An 18,888-nucleotide genomic window follows, 5' to 3' on the forward strand; every position below is an offset into this window, starting at 1 on the left:
CTTAGTTTAGTAATTTGTGAAGGGGGTTAGGTATGTATATCCATACATCTTCTTTAACGCAGTTCCATCAAGGATTAGAGCCAAATGATTCATCACTCGAGCTATTCCTTAATCAGCATTTAGATCGTTATGATAAGTTAGAGCCTCACATCCATGCTTTTGTATCGGAAGAGAAAAGAACAGATAGAATCATGAGTGAAGTAGCGCAGCTAAGACAAACCTATCATGAGCTCCCAAAACCATCATTATACGGAGTTCCAGTAGGAGTTAAGGATCTAATTCATATAGACGGTTTGCCCACTCGTGCCGGTTCAAATCTTCCTCCACAGGAATTAACACGTTCAGAAGGTAGTTTTATTAAAAAGCTGCGGCAAAAAGGAGTATGGTTCACAGGCAAAACGGTGACCGAAGAGTTCGCATATGCCGGGCATCTCCCAACTCGTAATCCTCATCATTTGGATCATACACCAGGCGGCTCTAGTGCAGGGTCTGCAGCGGCAGTTGCCACAGGTATGTGTCCATTTGCGATAGGTACACAAAGTTTGCGTTCTGTTATGGCTCCTGCTTCTTTCTGTGGTGTTGTTGGATTTAAGCCAAGCTATGGACGTATCCCTTTGGATGGTGTTCAGTTGATGTCCCCTTCATTTGATACGATGGGATTTTTCACACAGGATATGGTTAGCATGGAGTGGGTCTCTTCAGAACTCATCTCGGAATGGAGGCCTTTCGAAGCTAACCGTAAACCCGTGCTTGGTATTCCAGAAGGGGTATTCATGACTTTATTGGAAGAGGACGCTAAACATACTTTTTGGAGCCAGATTAAGAAGTTGGAAGAGGCAGGCTTCGTCATAAAAAATGTTAAGATGCCATGGGAAGATAGTTTCATCTATGGGGATGGAATGTTGAGGTTAGTACAAGGGGAAATGGCTCAAGTGCATGCCGTACGATTTGAAAAATACAAAGATTGCTATGGTACTGCGATGCGTGATGGTATTGAATCAGGTCAAACCATCAAAGAGGAGGAACTGGAGCGATATCGTAGAGGACAAATCAAATTGAGATATGATCTACTGGATGTTCAAAAGACAGAGGGGATTGATATTTGGGTCTCGCCCGCTCAAGCAGGAACTGCTCCATTGTGGGGAACACGGACAGGATGGGCTGGAATGACCGCCATATGGTCATACGCAGGAGCGCCAACTGTGAGCATTCCTTCAGCCACTATTCGCAACATGCCTTTAGGATTTCAATGTATTGGGGCTTACGGGCAGGATGAAAAGCTTATATATTGGAGTAGACTTGTATCACTAGCACTGGGGTGAGCCAATTTGGGCTACAGATGGGGCAAGTTCGAGGTTAGATAACAGAGTGGGTCTTCAATACAATTGAAGATCTACTTTTTTTGTATAAAGTGAGAGTTTTTCTGATAGGGATCGTCTATACAGTATCGTGCTTCAAGGAGGCTTAAGGGTGAAGGGACATGTACCGAAAGTTGAAAAAGAGGATGAGAGGCAATGGATTCAAAATGTTCTGCATGGACATAAAGAAGATTATTCGTTTCTTGTGAATCGATATAAGAATAAAATTTATGGACTTTTGAGAGGGATGGGAGCCGATCACCAAGATGCTCAAGACATCACTCAGGAGACGTTTATTAAAGCTTATCGTAAGCTGGCCTCACATGATTTAGATAAAAACTTTGCGGCTTGGCTGTATACCATCGCGACTAATTTATTGAAGGATCTTTGGAAAAAAACTCGTCCTACAGCAAGCCTACCAGACGATCTTGTTGAACTTTCCCTTTCAAATAATCCAGAGGAAGAATTCATTCGATCAGAGTATCGCACAGAGCTGCTTCACCTAATGCAGAAGCTGCCGCCTAATTATCGGATGGCTTTGCTGCTTCGTTACACCAATGATTTAAGCTATGAAGAAATGTGTACGCTCTTAGAGGTCCCTATAAGTAAAATTCAAAATGACCTTTATCGTGCGAAACATCGATTGAAGCAAATCATGACACTCCAGGAGGTGAAGAGCGATGAAGTGCTTAAGCCCATATGAGATCGAGCAATACATCCTAAGTACACCTACCTCCCGACCTTTTGAAAATGTAGATCATATCGCTGCTTGTACCCATTGCAACTTAATCTATCATATGCTATTGGAAGAACAAGAGGAGTGGTCGCAAGCGTTGTTTGAGGAGAAACTGCCAGAGTCTTTTACGGATCAAGTTATGGCTTCAATAGAATCAGTAGTACTAGAGAAAGTAACGGTACCTGACATAAAGCGAAAGAATCCGAAGATTCTTAAGTTACTTAGATTAGCCATGGCAGCAGCTTTGCTACTGGTTGTTCTGAGTGCCGTGATTTTATATTCTGTACCCACATTGGCAGAGACTTTACGTTCTCTTTTTGTGAAAGATAATGTTGACATTGGCCTTTTGCGAGCGCAAGAATTTGGGTTGGTAGATCATCCTAATATAAAAGTGAAGGATAAAGGCTATACGATTAAAATTGACGAAGCCGTAGCAGATCCTACTCGTGTGATTGTCGCTCTACAGTTGTTCGGACCGGATGGTAAACATGACAGACATCGCTTGGGTTTTGGTGAAGGTAATAAGATTGAAGTTAAAGATGATCATGGAAAAGTCGTTGGAGAATTATACGATATGGGATTTACCAACGATTTTTACTATATGATCGCTAATTTTTCGGAGCCATTGCAAGCCGATCAAATTACAGTCGAAGGTCATATAACTGAGTTGGGAAGCAAGGGAAGAAATATTCCTATTTTACAAGGAGATTGGAATTTCAGTTTTTCGATGGATATGACAAAAGCGAATCAACAAACAACCTCAGCTCCCCTAACGGGTAGCTATACTTCTCCGGACGGTTTAACAGTGACTTTGAAAAGACTAACTCATATGGTTCAAGGTGTTCGTTTTGAATTTGACACTCAATTAAGTGAAGAGGCATTGAGTCGTTCTCCAGGTGAATTATGGAAGCAGCAGGGGCTGAAGTTCCATTTTGAAGATAGCACGGGAGAAGAGATTCACAGTGTTAATGCGAGGAAATTACCGAGTAAGGATAGTGTAATGTCACGATCTTCGGCACCCGGTGATAAACCTGGATTAATGCATTGGAGCTATACATTTAAATATTTACCCCAGGATACGCCATATACTTTTGTGTTCGATGGATATTTTGTTCCTGAGAAGGATGGTTCGAGCGTGCAATTTGAGCCTTCTAAGTTGAAGGAACATCCGATTCCCTTTGATTTTGATGGAGATGAGCTCATGTTAAATGATTTTACTGTGGAGTCGCCACCCAATACCAATGGATCTGCGAAGGAAGGTTCGCTACATTTTAGCGGAAGATTGAGAAATGAATTTATGAACAGTGAGTGGATATTTAAAGACCTTGAGGGTAAAGAGTATCCCCTGTCAGGGCGAGGAGGATATTCTACTGATGGGTCCGGATGGAAAGATGGTTATATCGTAATCGTTGAATCACAGTCAAATAACAAAAAGAATTTTTTTCAGTTCCGTGCTGCTGGCCTTACTAAAATCCCTAATCAGCTTCAATTAATACGTACAGTAGTTAACCGTTTGTACACCAATGTCGATTGGACCGTTCCTATCATGGAAGTTAGCAAAAAATAATAAAATCAATCTTTATGCTTCCAAATTGTACAAGCAAGAACTAGAGAATTCGCATCTCATATACTATCACAATCGAAAAGAGGTGGTAGTTTATGACTGCTGCAGAGAAGAGAAAAATTCAAAGAGCTTTAAATGCTTTGCGTAAGCAGAGAGTGATTCTGAAAGAAAGTCTTAGAAGAATTGAAGCATTACTTTGCAGGTTGCCTATTGGCAGTCGTGAAAGATTTGAATTGTTAGCAGTAAGAGACTCAATTGTCGAAGCGCTTCGACTGAATGCAATTGCTATAAGAAACTTAAAAGATGTTTCTTGTGCATGTTAAGTCCGCAAGATGCTATAGAAGCGGGTGTCGTTCATTTAAGGACGACACCCGTTTTTCTTGGTGTAGTTTGTCTTTGAAATCCGTTATGATACTATAAGCTTAATGTGCCATAAACGTATAAAAGAGAGGGATACATACATGATCAACAAACTATATTACAATTCTACATATCTGACTGACTGGCAAACCCGTATTACGGAAACGATAGAACGAGAAGATGGGCTCTATGTTACTTTGGAGGAAACTGCTTTTTATCCGCATGGCGGTGGGCAACCCTGTGATCTAGGGACTATACAGGATATCCCTGTACTTGATGTAATCAGTGAGGAAGATCTTGTCCTACATAAGCTGGAACGTCTGCCTGATGATTTAGCTGTCAATTGTCAGATCGATTGGACGAGAAGATTCGACCATATGCAGCAGCATAGTGGGCAACATTTGCTGTCAGCAGTCTGTCTTGATCTTTTACAGTTTATGACTCTAAGCTTTCATTTAGGTGAAGATTATTGCACCATCGACATAGAAGCTTCAGAACTGTCGCCTAACCAGCTTCATTCCATTGAGTGGGAGGTTAATCGGCAGATTTACCGGAACCATTCCATTCTTAGCTATTTTGTAACAGGGGAAGAAGCTTCCCTGCTTAAACTGGTCAAACAGCCAAAAGTGACGGAGAACATCCGGATTGTAGAGATCAAAGATGTTGAATATAACTCTTGCGGAGGTACGCATGTATCTTCAACTGGTGAAATTGGTATGATTAAGCTTCTGAAAGCGGAGAAACAAAAAGGGAATACGCGGATTTATTTTAAATGTGGATACCGTGCTTTGAAGGAATTTAATAACAGTCTGCAAATCCTTGGAGCACTATCTTCCAAGTTCAATACGGGAAAAGATGGAATTATCGATCGAATTGAAAAGTGGGAGAATGAACAAAAGCAGCTGCAAGCGGAAATTACACTACTAAAAGATAAGAATGATGATTATATCGAACAGGAGCTTTTAGCACAACAAGAAGGAAAACTGATCGCAAAAGTATTCGAGGATAAATCACTGAAAGATTTACAAAGTTTAGCTAACAAGCTTACTGCGAAATGTGATGTTCCAGTTTTATTGGCTAGTTCTGCTGAGAATAAGGTTGTGTTTGCGCAGAACGGCAGTGCAGAGATCTCCTGTGGAGCTTTTTTCAAAACGCATCTTAGTACCTACAATGGAAAAGGCGGAGGCAGCGATAAATTAGCGCAAGCTGGATTCCCAACTTGGGAGGACGCTTTGGCGTTTTATGAGTTTGCTAGAAGTTAAGATTACAATATAAAAGACAGATGACCTGACTGCGGTAGTCTCCGTGGATCAGGTCTTTTTTGCATGATGAAAGGGAAGAATAAGAAACTTTTTCCAAAAAATGTCGTCTAATTACATATGACTATAAAGTCGAGGGAGAAGAATAGAAATGAATAAATGGAAGGTTACGCTAGGAATCATAGCTGTTTTGATTTTTAGTACGGGGTTTGGATCTGTATCTGCGCAAGCAGAAAGCCAAATTCAATTCAACTTTAAAGAAATCGGAATCAGCAGTAAACAGGTCATCACAGAGAATACAACTTTTGTGCCTCTGAAATCACTCGCAGATGCTATGGGGTACACATTATCCTGGGATCAACAAACCAAAACGGCCAAACTTGTTCGTCCTGAAAGGGAGGTTATTTTCACAACTGGTACTGTAAAGTCAAAAGTAAATGAAGCAGTGGTGAATTTAACGAAATCCCCACGTATTATTAAAGGTTCAGTGTATGTGCCATTGGTCTCAGCGGTCAGTGCACTTGGAGGTAAAACGGGGCTTAATAAAACGGATGGGGTTATCCAGATCGTAGATGAAGCTAGATTGGTTTCTGCTTCTGTAGATGGTAGATCCTATTGGATATCTCAGAAAAACGGAGATTTGTATTACCGTGCTACCTCAGCTGGGAAACCGGTAATTATTGGTCGACTACCGTTCAAGGAATCAGCCTACAACTACGCTTTTGAGGTCAAGAAAATTGTCAATGGCACGGATCTTCTCCGGTTAACAGACAATCACTATGCCATGTTCACCGATTTCAATAGCAGCTATCAAGTATTGGTCAAAGCAGGCACTATTCTCAAACAAATGAATTATCAATATATGAATTCTGCTTATCCACATGCGCCGCAAGTGCCTTCTACTCAGTTGTATATGACAGATGGGAAGAACGTGCAGTATATTACTAAGGATGGCGATCTAGGGAAGTTATTTGAGATGGAGAAGCTAACCGGGGCAACAGGAGATTTCATCGTGGAATATGCATCGGAGGATGTGGCGCTCATACGTTTATTAGATACGACACACTTATATTTGGTTTATAGCAGCTCTGGGGAAATCATCAATCTCAGCGAACAACTGATAACAAGTGAGGATCGTAAGGAATGGGATAGAGTGAATGATGGCAGAGATCCATATGTTTTGACCAGAATGTTAGTATTGAAGGGTCGCAAAGGGAATGTGCTGACATTTACCTATACTCCAATCCTTGAGGAAAAAGCAAAAACAGTGACATTTACACTTCAATCCAAATAATTGCAGTTACTTTTATGTAACGAGAAAAAAGAGCGATGTTATGAATCGCTCTTTTTGTGTTCGGGATTATTTCAGCATCATCGTACTTCCACCCTTAATCTGAACAGGTTGATCATTTACAGATACCCAGACATCAATAGCAGAGTTGTTACGGATGATCTTTTTGTCAGCACTCATTTTCAGTGAATACAGCGCAGTGACATAATCATAAATCTCTATATTGGTTGCGTACCAAACATCCGGATGTCCACCAGCTTGTTGGCAAAAGTTCTCGATAAGCTCCCAATTGTTCTGCTCAGCAAATTCATAACTATGACCCCAAACATAACAGAGTCTTAGTTTTTGGGATGGACCCTCCGTTGTAAATCGCTCCCATACGTGATGCAGGTCTTCATTATGTTGGCATGTTGGATGCCACTCCATGAAATTCAGAGGCATATCAAACTGTTTGGTAGAGTGGACAGTACGACTGTATTCAATCCCAACAGACTGAAGTGGCGCTATGATTTCTTGAGAGTATGTACCGTAAGGATAGGACATTCCACGTACCGGATAATCCACTAGTTTCTCAAGTCGCTTACGGTCTTCAAACAGCTCATCGATCACCATAGGTAAAGGAAGACGTTCTAGATGTGGATGAGTAACAGAATGGGCAGACACCTCGTGGTTTCTGAGTGAATGTTTAACATCAGCAGAAGATAAAAATCCGGGTGCGTTTATCATAGCGCTATTTAGATGGAAAGTACCTTTAATCCCATATTGATCAAAAATCTCCGCCAAGCGAATATCGTGTTTTTGTCCATCATCATAGCTCATAGTAAGCGCCTTGGGCAATCCGCCCGGGAATAAATTAAATTGAAGCTTCATGAATTCACACTCCTATTCATATGTTCATTTCGAAAATTACCTCATCCAATTATAGACCTTATAATCGGATTCCCGTCTTAACAATGAAAGTGTTTGCAGAAAGAAATACACTGATAAGAAGAGGGGCTGCCTGTCTGACTTTCTCTATGTTGTAAAACTATTATATGTGATAGACAGAAGAAACTCACTCTCATATTTTAGCACTAAGTTACTGATTGCCCCAATCTTTTTAATCAGTAGAAGGAAGTAGGCAGCTATCAGGCTGTCAGTGGTAAAAGCTAGTGATGCGCGCGCATTATACAATAATGCGGAGCTTATAGTATTCGATGAACCTACCTCTGCTATTGATCCAAAAGCCAAGATAAAGCGGCTATTTTCATTTCACATCGATTGGGCTCGGCTAAGAATGTCGATACGATCTATGTTATGTATAATGGAGAGATCGCTGAAGTAGGGGACTATCAAGATTTAGTGCTTCACAAAGGGATTAATGCAAACATGTACGCTTTACAATCATCTTGGTATAAGTAGAGAGGAGAAAGACATCATGGGTCACTATCGGAGATAATACCATCATCGGATCGGGCAGTCTTGTTACTAAAGATATCCCTGCAAATGTGATTGCAGTGGGTAACCCTTGCAGAGTCATACGGGAGATAACTGAAGATGATAAGGGTCAATATGATCATAAATAAGAAGTTAATCATACTGCCATGTAAGCTATCCTTTTCTTATCTTCGCTGCATATATGATTTGCCCTGTGTGTTACCCTAATGTCCAAAAAGTTAAAACTGACGTTGCATAAATGTGTTAGTTCAGTTGTATGATATAATTGTTGAAAAAAAGGCATAGGGAGAACTATATGACTACAATCATTGATAAAATCGCTTGGATTCATATCGAGAACGGACAAGTTTTATGTGCGCGTTCCAAAGGGAAAGATACCTATTATTTGCCTGGGGGAAAAAGAGAAGCCGGAGAAACAGACGAGGAGACGCTTTTGCGCGAAATTGAGGAAGAAATCTCTGTTCAGATTAAGGCTGATACCGTCTCTTATTTTGGAACCTTTGAAGCAGAGGCTCATGGCAAAGCAGAAGGTGTTACAGTAAAAATGACCTGTTATATTGCGGATTATGAAGGGACATTAACGCCAGCGTCCGAAATCGAGGAATTGACTTGGTTAAGCTATAAAGATCGAAATCGTGTGTCTGTAGTTACCCAAATTATTTTTGATCAATTGCATGAGAAGAATTTGCTCTTATAAATCAACTATAAAAAAATTTTTGAAGTCCGTTTTAAGCCCGTACGAAGGCTTGAGACGGTCTTTTTATTTCTACGAGCAACAGCAGCTGCTGGGCAATAACAACGTTTCTTCTCATTTAGGACAGATGTCCTTTTTTAAACCCTTGAATTGCTTTTTAATATGTAAGAGATCGAAGTTGAGGAGAGAGAGAAATGAGAGGGATTATATTTGCATTTTTAGCGGGGGCTTGTATTACGTTACAGGGTGTATCAAATGCTCGAATTAGTCAAGATATCGGGACTTGGCAGGCGGCGACAATTACACAGTTAACGGGGTTTATCATGTCCTTCCTAATTCTTTTGTTCGTTAGAGATGGGAAATGGGGAGGAATAAAGCAAGTAAAACCCTTATATTTGATCGGCGGCGCTTTTGCAGCTGTAATTATTTTCAGTGAAGTAACGGCCATTCAGCAAATCGGTGTTACATTTACAATATCCTCGTTGTTGATTGCTCAGCTATGTCTGACCTTCTTGATTGATATCAAAGGCTGGTTTGGAATGGAAAAACGAAAGATGAGATTACCGCAGTTCATCGGCATCGGGTTGATGATAGCTGGCGTTGTGATACTAAAATTCTAACAACCTTGAGTATAGTCGATAAATGGAGGAATTAAGTTATGGTTATTGGGTTGATATTAGCGCTTATTGCGGGATCACTCGTGAGTCTGCAAAATATATTTAATACGAAAGTTAACGAAAAGGTTGGTTCTTGGGCAACGACAACTTTAGTGTTAGGGATGGGATTCTTAGCTTCATTTATTATGAGTCTTATCGTTGAGGGAAACCGTATATTTACTTTGAGAAATATGGAGCCTTGGTATTGGATCAGTGGTTTGATCGGAGTCGGGGTGGTATTATGCCTTGTGCAAGGTACTAAACGACTGGGCCCAACGTATGCGATTTCGATCGTATTGATCTCTCAGCTTGGGTTCGCACTACTCTGGGATTCACTAGGCTGGTTAGGGCTTGAAAAGGTTCCTTTTACTTGGAAACAGTTGCTTGGAGTACTGGTTATTATTGGGGGTATCCTCGTGTTTAAGCTAGGTGGCGAACGGGAGACGCAGAAGGCAGCTTGATTTATTCTCAGACTCATGTCTGTCAATATAAAAGTGATGGCAGTCACACGAGGCTGGAACTAATTCAAATTATACTTTGGGAAAGTACTCGCTCAAATATAAATAAGGAGTGGATCATCCTATGTTCATACAATTGAACTCCCAAACTATTGAAAAGTTAGAAAAAAACCTTGGTGAACGACCAGGATATTTTAAATTATTTTTCGACACAGAGGGCTGTGGTTGTAATGGTGTGATCGTAATTCAGATCATTAGTGAACCCCATCCTACAGATATTGAAGTTCAGAAAGAGCCTTTTACTTTTTTTGTTGACCGACAGCAGGAATCTTTATTTGATGAACAGATGCGGCTTGAAGCAGATGAGAATTACCCAGCGTTCAGATTAAGAAGTGATTCGAGTCTGTTAGGAAGTAATATTCGAGTAAAAGATATTCGATAGGCGGGTCGGAGCAGTTGAATGTAGAGTGTGTAGAGTGGCTGATGAAGCGATTCTGCACACTTTTTTTATTGCTTACTATGTCACGGCGTGATATAGTCACGTTGAGACATATTTAATTGTGACGTATACACGCTGTACGTAATAAGGGAGCTGGGCATGTTGAACCCTGAGAAAGTGTTGAAAAAATATGTACCCATGACTGAAACAGCTTTCTATATTCTTTTATCCTTAGATGAACCACGTCATGGATATGGAATAGTGAAGCATGTAGAGAAAATCACGAAAGCACGCCTTTTGTTAGGCTCAGGAACTGTTTATGGCACGTTAACGAAGATGCAAAAAGATGGGATGATTACTGTTTTTGCTGATGAAGAGAGAAAAACGGTTTATGAAAGAACAGACTTAGGGACGCTAATTCTTGCTACTGAGATCAAAAGGCTTAAAGAGCTGCATGAGAATGCTATAAAATATGGGGGTGATGTAGATGATCATCAAAATATTTAAACCCTTTTGGAGTTATGATGTTCAGAAAACCGAAGATTGGTTGGCTTCTATGGCGCAAAAAGGTTATGAACTTATCCGAATCAACCATTTAACTAGATATTTTTACTTTCAACAGGTTGAATCGAACGTAGCTAACTATCGGATCGTATTCGATAAAGTTCGAAATCCATCCCTTTCTAAAGGATTATTAAATTTTGGATGGACGAAGGTGTTACAGAACGGCAAATGGGTTGTGACGATGAATAGGCTGCCTTTAGAACAGATAAGAACATTTCCTGATCGAGAAGGGATCGTAAAGCATAACAAGAAGATCATGTATATTTTTATGGGGATATTGATTTATTTAATGGTTGCATTCCTCAATGTAATTTTAATAAGTGCAATAGCAATGAGTGTATCCAAATTTAATCATTTTAATGTTTTCAGTGGACCGTATGGTTTTATTCCCGCTACTGCATTGGGGCTTAGCGTGATCTTGTGTATTTTCACAGTGTATTCGTTGATCACATTAAACAAGACTAACAAAAGAATAACAGAAGAATTCTTACAGCCAAGCAAGTCAAATGGTCAAGTGACACCCCTTCAGCAAATCATACTAAGTAAAAATGAAGAAAAGCGTTTGAAAAATTCAGGTCAACTTGTTATGAAGTGGAAGCCTGGATGGATGTATGCGCCAGATCGGCTTGAGGCGTGGCTAGAGGGAATGGAAGAAAAGGGATATAATCTGTACAAAGTTGGCAAAACAGGTGCTGCCTTTTATTTTATAAAAGGGAAACCTATTAAGGTGTGTTATTGTGCGGACTTACAAAATACTGCAGACACCAATTACTTCAACTTTCACATGGAATCTGGCTGGGCATGTCTGTATAAATCAAGTTCATGGACTCAAAGATGGGTTGTATGGGGCCAAGAATATGTACCGGGTGAAGCAAAACCGCAAATATACAGCGATAAGTTAAATCAACTGAAACTAGCTAGACGTATAGCCTTAACTTATTCTGCTATGTTCTTGCCCCTTATAATTGTATATACGTATACCATAGTAATTAACATTAAATTATCGACTTTCTCAAATCTGGATCGATTGCAGCTCATAAATTTGATTTTGTTCGCCATATTAATTCTCATGTTTGGCTCGTATGTAAGTCGAACTTGGCTATATTACAACCGTCTTCGTAAACATCATCTATAATATCGTGGAGGTGTATGATGCAACAGAACATTTATGACAACCCTGAGTTTTTTCAAATGTATAAGAACTTAAGGGAATCAAGAATTACATACAATGACTTTATTGAACAACCTGCAATAAGAGGGTTACTTCCAGAACTACAGGATTTAAACGTTCTCGACCTTGGCTGCGGTTTTGGTGAAATGGCAAACTATATGATTGATAACAAAGCGTCACACGTAACAGGAGTAGATATATCAGAGAAAATGTTAGCTATGGCAGGGAAGCGACCTGAGATCCTTTATATACAGGGCTCTATGGAGGAAATCAATTTTAATAGTAATGAATTTGATTTGGTAGTAAGTTCGTTAGCTTTTCATTATATTGAGGATTACAAAACACTCATTAGTAGGATTTCAGAATGGATTAAACCCAATGGGCATCTGGTATTTTCAACAGAGCATCCGGTTGTTTTATCAAATAAGAGCCAAAGTGGGTGGGTTAAAGATCCTGATCATAATATCCTACATTGGCCTATTGATAATTATGGAGAAGAAGGTCTCAGAAGCCAGTTTTGGGGAATTGACGGCGTCATAAAATATCACAGGAAACTTTCAACATTACTTAATACGTTGATCCAAAATGGACTAACTGTTGAAGAAATTGTTGAACCCGAATCCATAGCTGAGGGATTAGAAAATATGCCCAAATTATTAAATGAGAGAAGGAGGCCTTCATTTCTATTAATTAAGGCTAGGAAAACGCTTATCCATGGAAAGTAATCTTCAGTTATTAATGAACTTTACCATCCGATTGAGGACGATTCCTTTATACTTATGTATACAGCATCTGCAAGGAAACTAAGGGGAGTGTTTGTATGCATGAAATACCTCATGAGGATTATTATAAAGTGAAGCCGCTACTTCAAGGAGAGCATATCCATCCCGAAATTCTCTCTGTGATTGAAGGCAATAATCCAGGTTGGATCTTTGTGGATCAAATTACAGCACCAAAGAGTGCGTTAGTATGGAGTCAGGGGATTGAAGGGTTTTATCTTATCGGCGATCACACCAATCAAGCCTTTATCCATGCACTGGACGGTTATGTAACGAGTTATATAGTACCTAGAATGAAGGAACTCGGGATGGAACATTTCGAAGTTTCTGGTCAACATGAGGAATGGAATCTTGAATTGATATTTCCTTCTAGGAAGCTATATCCTTTTGAACAGATGGTGTTCAAGTTACTTCACAAGCCGCCTACGACGCAGACTAATGGGATTAGAACTATAAATCTTAAAATGCTGGATTGGGAAAACTTAGATCTAAAGAATATAGAATTTGTACATGAAAATATTGATTTATTCTGGTCATCGAAAGAAGACTTTGCGGAAAAAGGCTACGGATATGCTGCAGTTGAGGGATCTGAAATTATGGGGGTGTGTTATTCTAGTTTTGTTACTCAGGATACACACGCAATTGGAATTGAAACCCTTCCTAAATATCAGAAACAAGGAGTGGGGACACATTTAGCAACGCTAGTAGTTGAAGATGTGCTTGCCAATGGCTTTATTCCTTACTGGGATTGTTCACTGGATAATGAAGCTTCGAAAAAATCGGCACTACGACTAGGGTTTCAGCAGATACATCAATATAAGTGTAGTGCTTTTTCGATATGATCATTTATGAGACGTCAACTCTTCGGAGCAGACGTCTTTATTATATTTACTGTGAAGTTGTAAATACTTTAATATGATATGTAATTTGGTATAACTCGATAATTATGAGAGAATGATCATCGGAACGAGTTGAACTTTTGAATATATTATTAGGTTAGGATGATCTTCCATGAAAATTATGCTTGTCGAGGACGATAGAACAATTGCATCAGGGCTCGAATATTCATTACAACAGGATCACTTTGAAACTGTCCTATGTTATGATGCCACTACTGCAAAAGCGGTGTTATCTGAGCAGTTATCAGATCTCACCCTATGCATATTTGACCTCTCACTTCCGGATGGAAGCGGTTATGAATTGTGCAAACTCGTGAAAGCGCAAAGTGATATACCTGTAATTTTTTTAACGGCGATTGATGATGAGGTCAATGTGGTGATGGGACTCGATATGGGGGCAGATGATTACATAACCAAGCCTTTTCGGATTCGGGAGCTGCTTTCGCGGATTAAATCGGTGTTAAGGAGATATAACAAGCAAGCACAGACCCAATCCAATATCGAATTAGAGAATATACGGATTAACACACTGGAAGGTAAGGTTTATAAGAACAGCGATGAAGTGCTACTGACCGCATTAGAATATCGATTGCTACTGATCTTTGCTAATCATGTGGGCCAAGTTCTCTCGCGAAATCAATTGCTAGAGCGGATCTGGGATGTAGCTGGAGAATTCGTGAACGATAATACATTGTCAGTTTACATAAAAAGACTTAGGGAAAAGTTAGAAGATAACCCCCAAGAACCTACACTGATCAAAACAGTGCGTGGGTTGGGTTATAAGGTTGGTGATTAGGTGCTTCGTAATAAAGAAATCAGATGGTTATTGTTGACGATGTGCTTGATCAGTCTTGTGGCCGCAGCCGTAGCAGCATTTATATCACCGGAGGCGTTGGGAATCACAGCTATGACTTCGGCTTTGCTGATAGGCTGCAGTTTAGTATTTACTCGCTGGAGATACGGTGAAATTGAAAAGCTCTCTGGATATCTGCGTCAAATCAGTAGTGGGAATTATACGCTTGATGTTCGTGATAATCAGGAAGGTGAGCTTAGTATCCTGAAGAATGACATTTACAAAGTGACGTTAATGTTATCCGAGCAGAGCGCGCAATTACAAGAAGATAAACTGAAACTCACGAATGCGATTTCGGATATCTCTCATCAGCTCAAAACCCCGCTTACCTCCATGACTGTGATGGCCGATTTATTAAGTGACCCGGAGCTGCATGTGGAGAAAAAAATGGAATTCACACGGAAGATCACTGTTCAACTCGAACGAATTGGGTGGTTAGTTTCCTCGTTATTAAAGTTCTCCAAGATCGATGCTGGAACTATTCATTTTAAAAAAGATCAAGTTCAAGTGAAGAAGCTAGTTCAAAAATCTTTGGAGCCCATGTTAATTCCAATGGATATTAAAGAACAACAGATCCTGATTGATGGAGAAGATAGCATCATATATGCGGGCGATCTCAATTGGACAACTGAGGCGATCATTAATATTCTGAAAAACTGTGTAGAGCACACACCTGCTGGGGGAGAGATTTCGATTTCTTTTGCAGAAAATGCACTGTTTACGGAAATTATCATTACAGATAACGGCAAAGGAATCCCAAAGGCAGAGCTCCCCTATATCTTCAAACGATTTTATAAAGGTAAGAATGCAAGCGAAGATAGTGTAGGGATAGGACTTGCCCTAGCACAAAGCATTATCACAGGCCAAAACGGAACGATTGATGTGAAGAGTGAAGTGGGAAAGGGCTCGCAATTTCTGATCAAATTTTATAAGCAAGTCATTTAGCACTTATGGCTTAGTGACTAGAATGTCACTTTAGAGTCACTGGATAGTCATTGTAGACAGATATACTGATCTCATCAACAAATGGAGGTCTAACAATGGACATTTTAAAGATTGAACATCTGTCTAAAACATATGGAAAAGGCGAAACAGCGGTAAAGGCACTGGATGATGTATCTTTTTCGATTAAAAAAGGGGAATTCGTAGCGATTATCGGGCCTTCAGGCTCCGGGAAGTCGACCATTCTTCACTTATTAGGCGGAGTGGATAGACCGACAAGCGGTAAAGTATTCGTAGATAATACGGATATTTATGAATTGAATGAAACACAGCTGGCGATCTTTAGACGCAGACAAATTGGGCTGATTTATCAATTCTATAATCTTATACCGGTGCTAACGGTCGAAGAGAACATCACACTCCCTTTACTGCTTGATCAGCACAAGGTAGATAAGAAACAATTTGCGGATACCGTAAAGGCGTTAAATTTGGAAAATCGCTTAAACCATCTCCCGAATCAGCTCTCAGGTGGGCAACAACAGCGGGTTTCGATAGGCAGAGCGTTAATTAGTAATCCTGCAATCATGTTAGCGGATGAGCCAACCGGTAATCTGGATAGTAAGAACAGTGGTGAAATTATAGATTTATTAAAAATGTTTAATAAAACCTATAATCAAACACTGATTGTCATTACTCATGATGAACGGATTGCATTACAAGCGGATAGAGTAATTACCATTGAAGATGGAAGGATCGCCAAAGATGAGGTGATTCGTCCGTGAATATTGTAAATAAATTAACGCTTAGACATTTGAAACAAAATAAACGAAGAACATTGGTTACTATTATTGGAGTCATCATTTCTGTGGCTATGGTGACGGCGGTGGCAACGCTTGGTTTTTCATTTATGGAATTAATGAGGAAGCAAAGTATCTCAACAAATGGAGAATGGCATGTCCAATACAGAAATGTTACTAAAGCTCAGCTTAAAGCGATAGAAGCGGATGATGCAACGAAAACACTTGTCATCTCAAATGATCGTGGGTATGCCCCTTTAGAGGGGGGACAGAATGAGAACAAGCCCTATTGGTATATCAAGGAATATAATGCAGCTGGTTTTAAACAATTTCCGATTGAGCTTTTGGAAGGAAGACTCCCAAAGACTAACTATGAAGTAGTCATTTCTGAGGAAATCGCAAAAAATGCTAAAGTAACATACAAGATAGGTGAAGCTCTAACGCTTGATGTCGGAAAGCGAGTTACTAGGGATGATAAAAATAGTGGTCAACCCTTATCCCAAAACGAACGATTACGGACTGAAGATGACACTCTGAATGAAGAGATCATTCATAAAAAACCAATGAACTACACAATTGTGGGAGTGATAAAGCGCCCCACTTGGGAACCCACATGGTCTCCGGGTTATACTGCCCTAAGTTATGTAGATGAAAGCTTGATTGGAGCAGCCGAAAAAACTACAGCTACAGTTGTATTAAATAAGGTGGATAGCTCCATATACAAGCATGCAGAGGAATTGGCAAAAGAAAACAATATAGAGTCGATTTCTTATAATAATAGTCTGCTGCGTTATTATGGTGTGACGAATAGCGACGGCTTACGTAATGCACTTCTTTCATTGTCAGTCATCGTTATGACTGTAATTATCATTGGCTCTGTTTCATTAATCTATAATGCATTCGCGATTTCTGTCTCGGAACGTGCACGCCATTTAGGAATGCTCTCCAGCGTAGGTGCTACAAAGAGGCAGAAGCAGAATTCGGTGTTTTTTGAAGGAATGATCATCGGTTTAATTAGCATCCCTATTGGAATCCTTTGCGGAATTACAGGAATCGGGATCACTTTTATGTTTATTAATTCGATGATTCAAGATGTACTGGGGATAACGGAAAAATTAACATTGGTTGTTACGCCTTTGTCCCTATTCACCGCTTGTGTAGTTTCGATACTTACGATTTTTATATCCACTTATCTTCCAGCCAGAAAAGCTTCCAAGATTTCGGCGATTGATGCGATCAGACAAACAACCGATGTTAAGCTCTCTGGTAAAGCGGTGAAAACTTCCAAGTTCGTTCGCAAGTTGTTTGGAATTGAAGCAGAAATTGGTTTGAAGAATTTAAAGAGAAATAAACGCAGGTACCAAGCAACCGTGTTCTCCCTTGTCATTAGTATTGTTCTGTTTTTATCCGTATCTTCGTTCACTACGAATATGAGAAAGTCGGTAGAACTCTCACAGGATGGTTTGAACTACGATATTCAAGTTTATATGGGGACTGAGGACGCTCAAAAAGTAGATCGGTTGACGAAATCGATATCTGCCTTACCTAATATAACGGAATATAATGTGATCAGGGAACTAAGCTTGAGTTCATGGATTGATGAAAAAGATATGGCAAAAGAATTGCAAGAGATCGTGGAGAAGGATAGCAGTATTTTAAAGAATGGGAAATATCCTTACTACATTCAGATCCATGCCCTAAATGAGCAGAGTTTGAGAACCTATGCAGAATCCGTCGGTGTAAGTTATGAACAATTAACGGATCTCAATCAGATGTCAGCTATTGTGAATGATACCGTCACCTTTGAGGATGAGAACGCCAAAAAGATTATTGAGACCAAAGCTCTTCATTCGGAAATCGGTCAGAAGCTTGATTTAATTTATACGGATTGGGATACAGAAAAAGAGACGAAATTACCACCAGTAGAAATCGTCGCATTAACTGATAAACGCCCTATGGGTGTTCATTCAGCACTAGTTGGTGGATTAAACATCATAGTCTCTGAACAAGTCTTTGATCAATTAACAAATGATACGATGAGTAACGATATACAAAGCCGACTAAACCTGAACAGCTCTGATCCATTAGCGACACAACAGGCCATTGAGGAAATGAAAGAGCGGAATGTCTATGTCCAAAATGTGTTTCAAAATAGACAAAATAGTGAGCAGATGATTATGTTAATGTCTATTTTCACCTATGGTTTTATTGCTTTGATTACATTAATATCGATTGCGAATATTTTCAATACGATATCAACTAGCATATCACTTCGTAAAAGAGAGTTTGCGATGTTGAAGTCTGTAGGGATGACGCCAAACGGTTTTAATAAAATGATTAATTATGAAAGTATCTTCTATGGGATAAAATCACTACTTTTCGGGCTTCCGATTAGCATAATCGTGATGTACTTGATCTATAGATCCATGATGAGTAGTTTCTCCTATGGATTCGCACTACCGTGGATGAGTATCTTGTATGTCATAGTCGCTGTCTTTATCATCGTTAGCTCAGCTATGCTGTACTCCAGTTCAAAAGTGAAGAAGGAAAATATTATTGATGCTTTAAAACAGGAGAATATATAAAGATTAGCCGCGATAATCGCGGCTTTTTTGTGTCATATCTGACACG

At 39.7% G+C, this 18,888-nt stretch carries 19 protein-coding genes and 1 pseudogene; 19 read left to right on the forward strand and 1 reads right to left on the reverse strand.

Features of this window, described 5'->3' with window-relative positions; all coding sequences use genetic code 11:
* The first annotated feature begins 32 nt into the window (after positions 1-32).
* The 6 genes from ACDZ28_RS23290 (at position 33) to ACDZ28_RS23315 (ending at position 6,571) form a co-directional block, all read left to right on the forward strand.
* Entirely contained in the window at positions 33-1,322 is a 1,290-nt protein-coding gene (locus tag ACDZ28_RS23290; RefSeq protein ID WP_052414598.1) for an amidase, read from the forward strand.
* A gap of 148 nt (positions 1,323-1,470) precedes the next feature.
* The gene (locus ACDZ28_RS23295) at positions 1,471-2,061 is read left to right on the forward strand and encodes an RNA polymerase sigma factor (protein WP_042127523.1); all 591 of its coding nucleotides are present in this window, start codon (positions 1,471-1,473) and stop codon (positions 2,059-2,061) included.
* Positions 2,039-3,661, forward strand: a complete 1,623-nt coding sequence (locus ACDZ28_RS23300) for a DUF4179 domain-containing protein (protein WP_052414599.1) — start codon at positions 2,039-2,041, stop codon at positions 3,659-3,661. The genes ACDZ28_RS23295 and ACDZ28_RS23300 overlap by 23 nt, the downstream gene beginning before the upstream one ends.
* 92 nt (positions 3,662-3,753) lie before the next feature.
* Positions 3,754-3,981, forward strand: a complete 228-nt coding sequence (locus ACDZ28_RS23305; RefSeq protein ID WP_042127526.1) for a hypothetical protein — start codon at positions 3,754-3,756, stop codon at positions 3,979-3,981.
* Between the two features lie 138 nt (positions 3,982-4,119).
* The gene (locus ACDZ28_RS23310; protein ID WP_042127528.1) at positions 4,120-5,280 is read left to right on the forward strand and encodes a DHHA1 domain-containing protein; all 1,161 of its coding nucleotides are present in this window, start codon (positions 4,120-4,122) and stop codon (positions 5,278-5,280) included.
* A gap of 148 nt (positions 5,281-5,428) precedes the next feature.
* Positions 5,429-6,571: a copper amine oxidase N-terminal domain-containing protein gene (locus ACDZ28_RS23315; RefSeq protein WP_042127530.1), complete on the forward strand. Its 1,143-nt coding sequence runs from the start codon at positions 5,429-5,431 to the stop codon at positions 6,569-6,571.
* Positions 6,572-6,637: 66 nt separating this feature from the next.
* Here ACDZ28_RS23315 and ACDZ28_RS23320 read toward each other — a convergent pair whose 3' ends face one another.
* Entirely contained in the window at positions 6,638-7,438 is an 801-nt protein-coding gene (locus ACDZ28_RS23320; protein WP_042127532.1) for a polysaccharide deacetylase family protein, read from the reverse strand.
* 551 nt (positions 7,439-7,989) lie between these two features.
* Here ACDZ28_RS23320 and ACDZ28_RS23325 point away from each other — a divergent pair.
* The 13 genes and pseudogenes from ACDZ28_RS23325 to ACDZ28_RS23385 all read left to right on the forward strand — a co-directional run.
* Positions 7,990-8,133: pseudogene (locus ACDZ28_RS23325) on the forward strand (maltose O-acetyltransferase); the annotation flags it as partial.
* Positions 8,134-8,300: 167 nt separating this feature from the next.
* Entirely contained in the window at positions 8,301-8,702 is a 402-nt protein-coding gene (locus tag ACDZ28_RS23330) for an NUDIX domain-containing protein (protein WP_339291035.1), read from the forward strand.
* A 191-nt stretch (positions 8,703-8,893) separates the two neighbouring features.
* Positions 8,894-9,319 carry a DMT family transporter gene (locus tag ACDZ28_RS23335; protein ID WP_076118510.1) on the forward strand — a complete coding sequence of 142 codons (426 nt, stop codon included), beginning with the start codon at positions 8,894-8,896 and terminating at the stop codon, positions 9,317-9,319.
* A 38-nt stretch (positions 9,320-9,357) separates the two neighbouring features.
* Entirely contained in the window at positions 9,358-9,816 is a 459-nt protein-coding gene (locus ACDZ28_RS23340; RefSeq protein ID WP_042127538.1) for a DMT family transporter, read from the forward strand.
* Between the two features lie 121 nt (positions 9,817-9,937).
* Positions 9,938-10,255: an iron-sulfur cluster biosynthesis family protein gene (locus ACDZ28_RS23345; RefSeq protein WP_375102861.1), complete on the forward strand. Its 318-nt coding sequence runs from the start codon at positions 9,938-9,940 to the stop codon at positions 10,253-10,255.
* 156 nt (positions 10,256-10,411) lie between these two features.
* A complete protein-coding gene (locus tag ACDZ28_RS23350) occupies positions 10,412-10,759 on the forward strand; it encodes a PadR family transcriptional regulator (RefSeq protein ID WP_375102862.1) in 348 nt (115 codons plus the stop codon).
* Positions 10,740-11,951, forward strand: a complete 1,212-nt coding sequence (locus ACDZ28_RS23355) for a DUF2812 domain-containing protein (protein ID WP_375102863.1) — start codon at positions 10,740-10,742, stop codon at positions 11,949-11,951. The genes ACDZ28_RS23350 and ACDZ28_RS23355 overlap by 20 nt, the downstream gene beginning before the upstream one ends.
* A gap of 14 nt (positions 11,952-11,965) precedes the next feature.
* Positions 11,966-12,712, forward strand: a complete 747-nt coding sequence (locus ACDZ28_RS23360) for a class I SAM-dependent DNA methyltransferase (RefSeq protein WP_375102864.1) — start codon at positions 11,966-11,968, stop codon at positions 12,710-12,712.
* Positions 12,713-12,807: 95 nt separating this feature from the next.
* Positions 12,808-13,608, forward strand: a complete 801-nt coding sequence (locus ACDZ28_RS23365; protein ID WP_042127544.1) for a GNAT family N-acetyltransferase — start codon at positions 12,808-12,810, stop codon at positions 13,606-13,608.
* Positions 13,609-13,777: 169 nt separating this feature from the next.
* Positions 13,778-14,461, forward strand: coding sequence for a response regulator transcription factor (locus ACDZ28_RS23370; protein WP_375102865.1), 684 nt, complete (start codon positions 13,778-13,780; stop codon positions 14,459-14,461).
* Positions 14,462-15,463, forward strand: a complete 1,002-nt coding sequence (locus ACDZ28_RS23375) for a sensor histidine kinase (RefSeq protein WP_375102866.1) — start codon at positions 14,462-14,464, stop codon at positions 15,461-15,463.
* 95 nt (positions 15,464-15,558) lie between these two features.
* Complete coding sequence (locus ACDZ28_RS23380) at positions 15,559-16,242, forward strand: ABC transporter ATP-binding protein (RefSeq protein ID WP_042127549.1); 684 nt, start codon at positions 15,559-15,561, stop codon at positions 16,240-16,242.
* Positions 16,239-18,842: an ABC transporter permease gene (locus tag ACDZ28_RS23385; RefSeq protein WP_375102867.1), complete on the forward strand. Its 2,604-nt coding sequence runs from the start codon at positions 16,239-16,241 to the stop codon at positions 18,840-18,842. Before ACDZ28_RS23380 ends, ACDZ28_RS23385 begins: the two co-directional genes overlap by 4 nt.
* Positions 18,843-18,888: the final 46 nt, after the last annotated feature.

Origin of the sequence: Paenibacillus sp. RS8, assembly GCF_041956825.1 — a bacterium.
GTDB lineage: Bacteria > Bacillota > Bacilli > Paenibacillales > Paenibacillaceae > Paenibacillus_AQ.

What these genes read in the sequence shown, in the direction of transcription:
- ACDZ28_RS23305 (WP_042127526.1), top strand. Translation starts at nt 3,754, where the DNA reads ATGACTGCTGCAGAGAAGAGAAAAATTCAAAGAGCTTTAAATGCTTTG.
- ACDZ28_RS23365 (WP_042127544.1), top strand. Translation starts at nt 12,808, where the DNA reads ATGCATGAAATACCTCATGAGGATTATTATAAAGTGAAGCCGCTACTT.
- ACDZ28_RS23360 (WP_375102864.1), top strand. Translation starts at nt 11,966, where the DNA reads ATGATGCAACAGAACATTTATGACAACCCTGAGTTTTTTCAAATGTAT.
- ACDZ28_RS23355 (WP_375102863.1), top strand. Translation starts at nt 10,740, where the DNA reads ATGATCATCAAAATATTTAAACCCTTTTGGAGTTATGATGTTCAGAAA.
- ACDZ28_RS23335 (WP_076118510.1), top strand. Translation starts at nt 8,894, where the DNA reads ATGAGAGGGATTATATTTGCATTTTTAGCGGGGGCTTGTATTACGTTA.
- ACDZ28_RS23330 (WP_339291035.1), top strand. Translation starts at nt 8,301, where the DNA reads ATGACTACAATCATTGATAAAATCGCTTGGATTCATATCGAGAACGGA.
- ACDZ28_RS23340 (WP_042127538.1), top strand. Translation starts at nt 9,358, where the DNA reads ATGGTTATTGGGTTGATATTAGCGCTTATTGCGGGATCACTCGTGAGT.
- ACDZ28_RS23310 (WP_042127528.1), top strand. Translation starts at nt 4,120, where the DNA reads ATGATCAACAAACTATATTACAATTCTACATATCTGACTGACTGGCAA.
- ACDZ28_RS23345 (WP_375102861.1), top strand. Translation starts at nt 9,938, where the DNA reads ATGTTCATACAATTGAACTCCCAAACTATTGAAAAGTTAGAAAAAAAC.
- ACDZ28_RS23290 (WP_052414598.1), top strand. Translation starts at nt 33, where the DNA reads ATGTATATCCATACATCTTCTTTAACGCAGTTCCATCAAGGATTAGAG.
- ACDZ28_RS23315 (WP_042127530.1), top strand. Translation starts at nt 5,429, where the DNA reads ATGAATAAATGGAAGGTTACGCTAGGAATCATAGCTGTTTTGATTTTT.
- ACDZ28_RS23300 (WP_052414599.1), top strand. Translation starts at nt 2,039, where the DNA reads ATGAAGTGCTTAAGCCCATATGAGATCGAGCAATACATCCTAAGTACA.
- ACDZ28_RS23320 (WP_042127532.1), bottom strand. Translation starts at nt 7,438, where the DNA reads ATGAAGCTTCAATTTAATTTATTCCCGGGCGGATTGCCCAAGGCGCTT.
- ACDZ28_RS23350 (WP_375102862.1), top strand. Translation starts at nt 10,412, where the DNA reads ATGTTGAACCCTGAGAAAGTGTTGAAAAAATATGTACCCATGACTGAA.
- ACDZ28_RS23380 (WP_042127549.1), top strand. Translation starts at nt 15,559, where the DNA reads ATGGACATTTTAAAGATTGAACATCTGTCTAAAACATATGGAAAAGGC.
- ACDZ28_RS23370 (WP_375102865.1), top strand. Translation starts at nt 13,778, where the DNA reads ATGAAAATTATGCTTGTCGAGGACGATAGAACAATTGCATCAGGGCTC.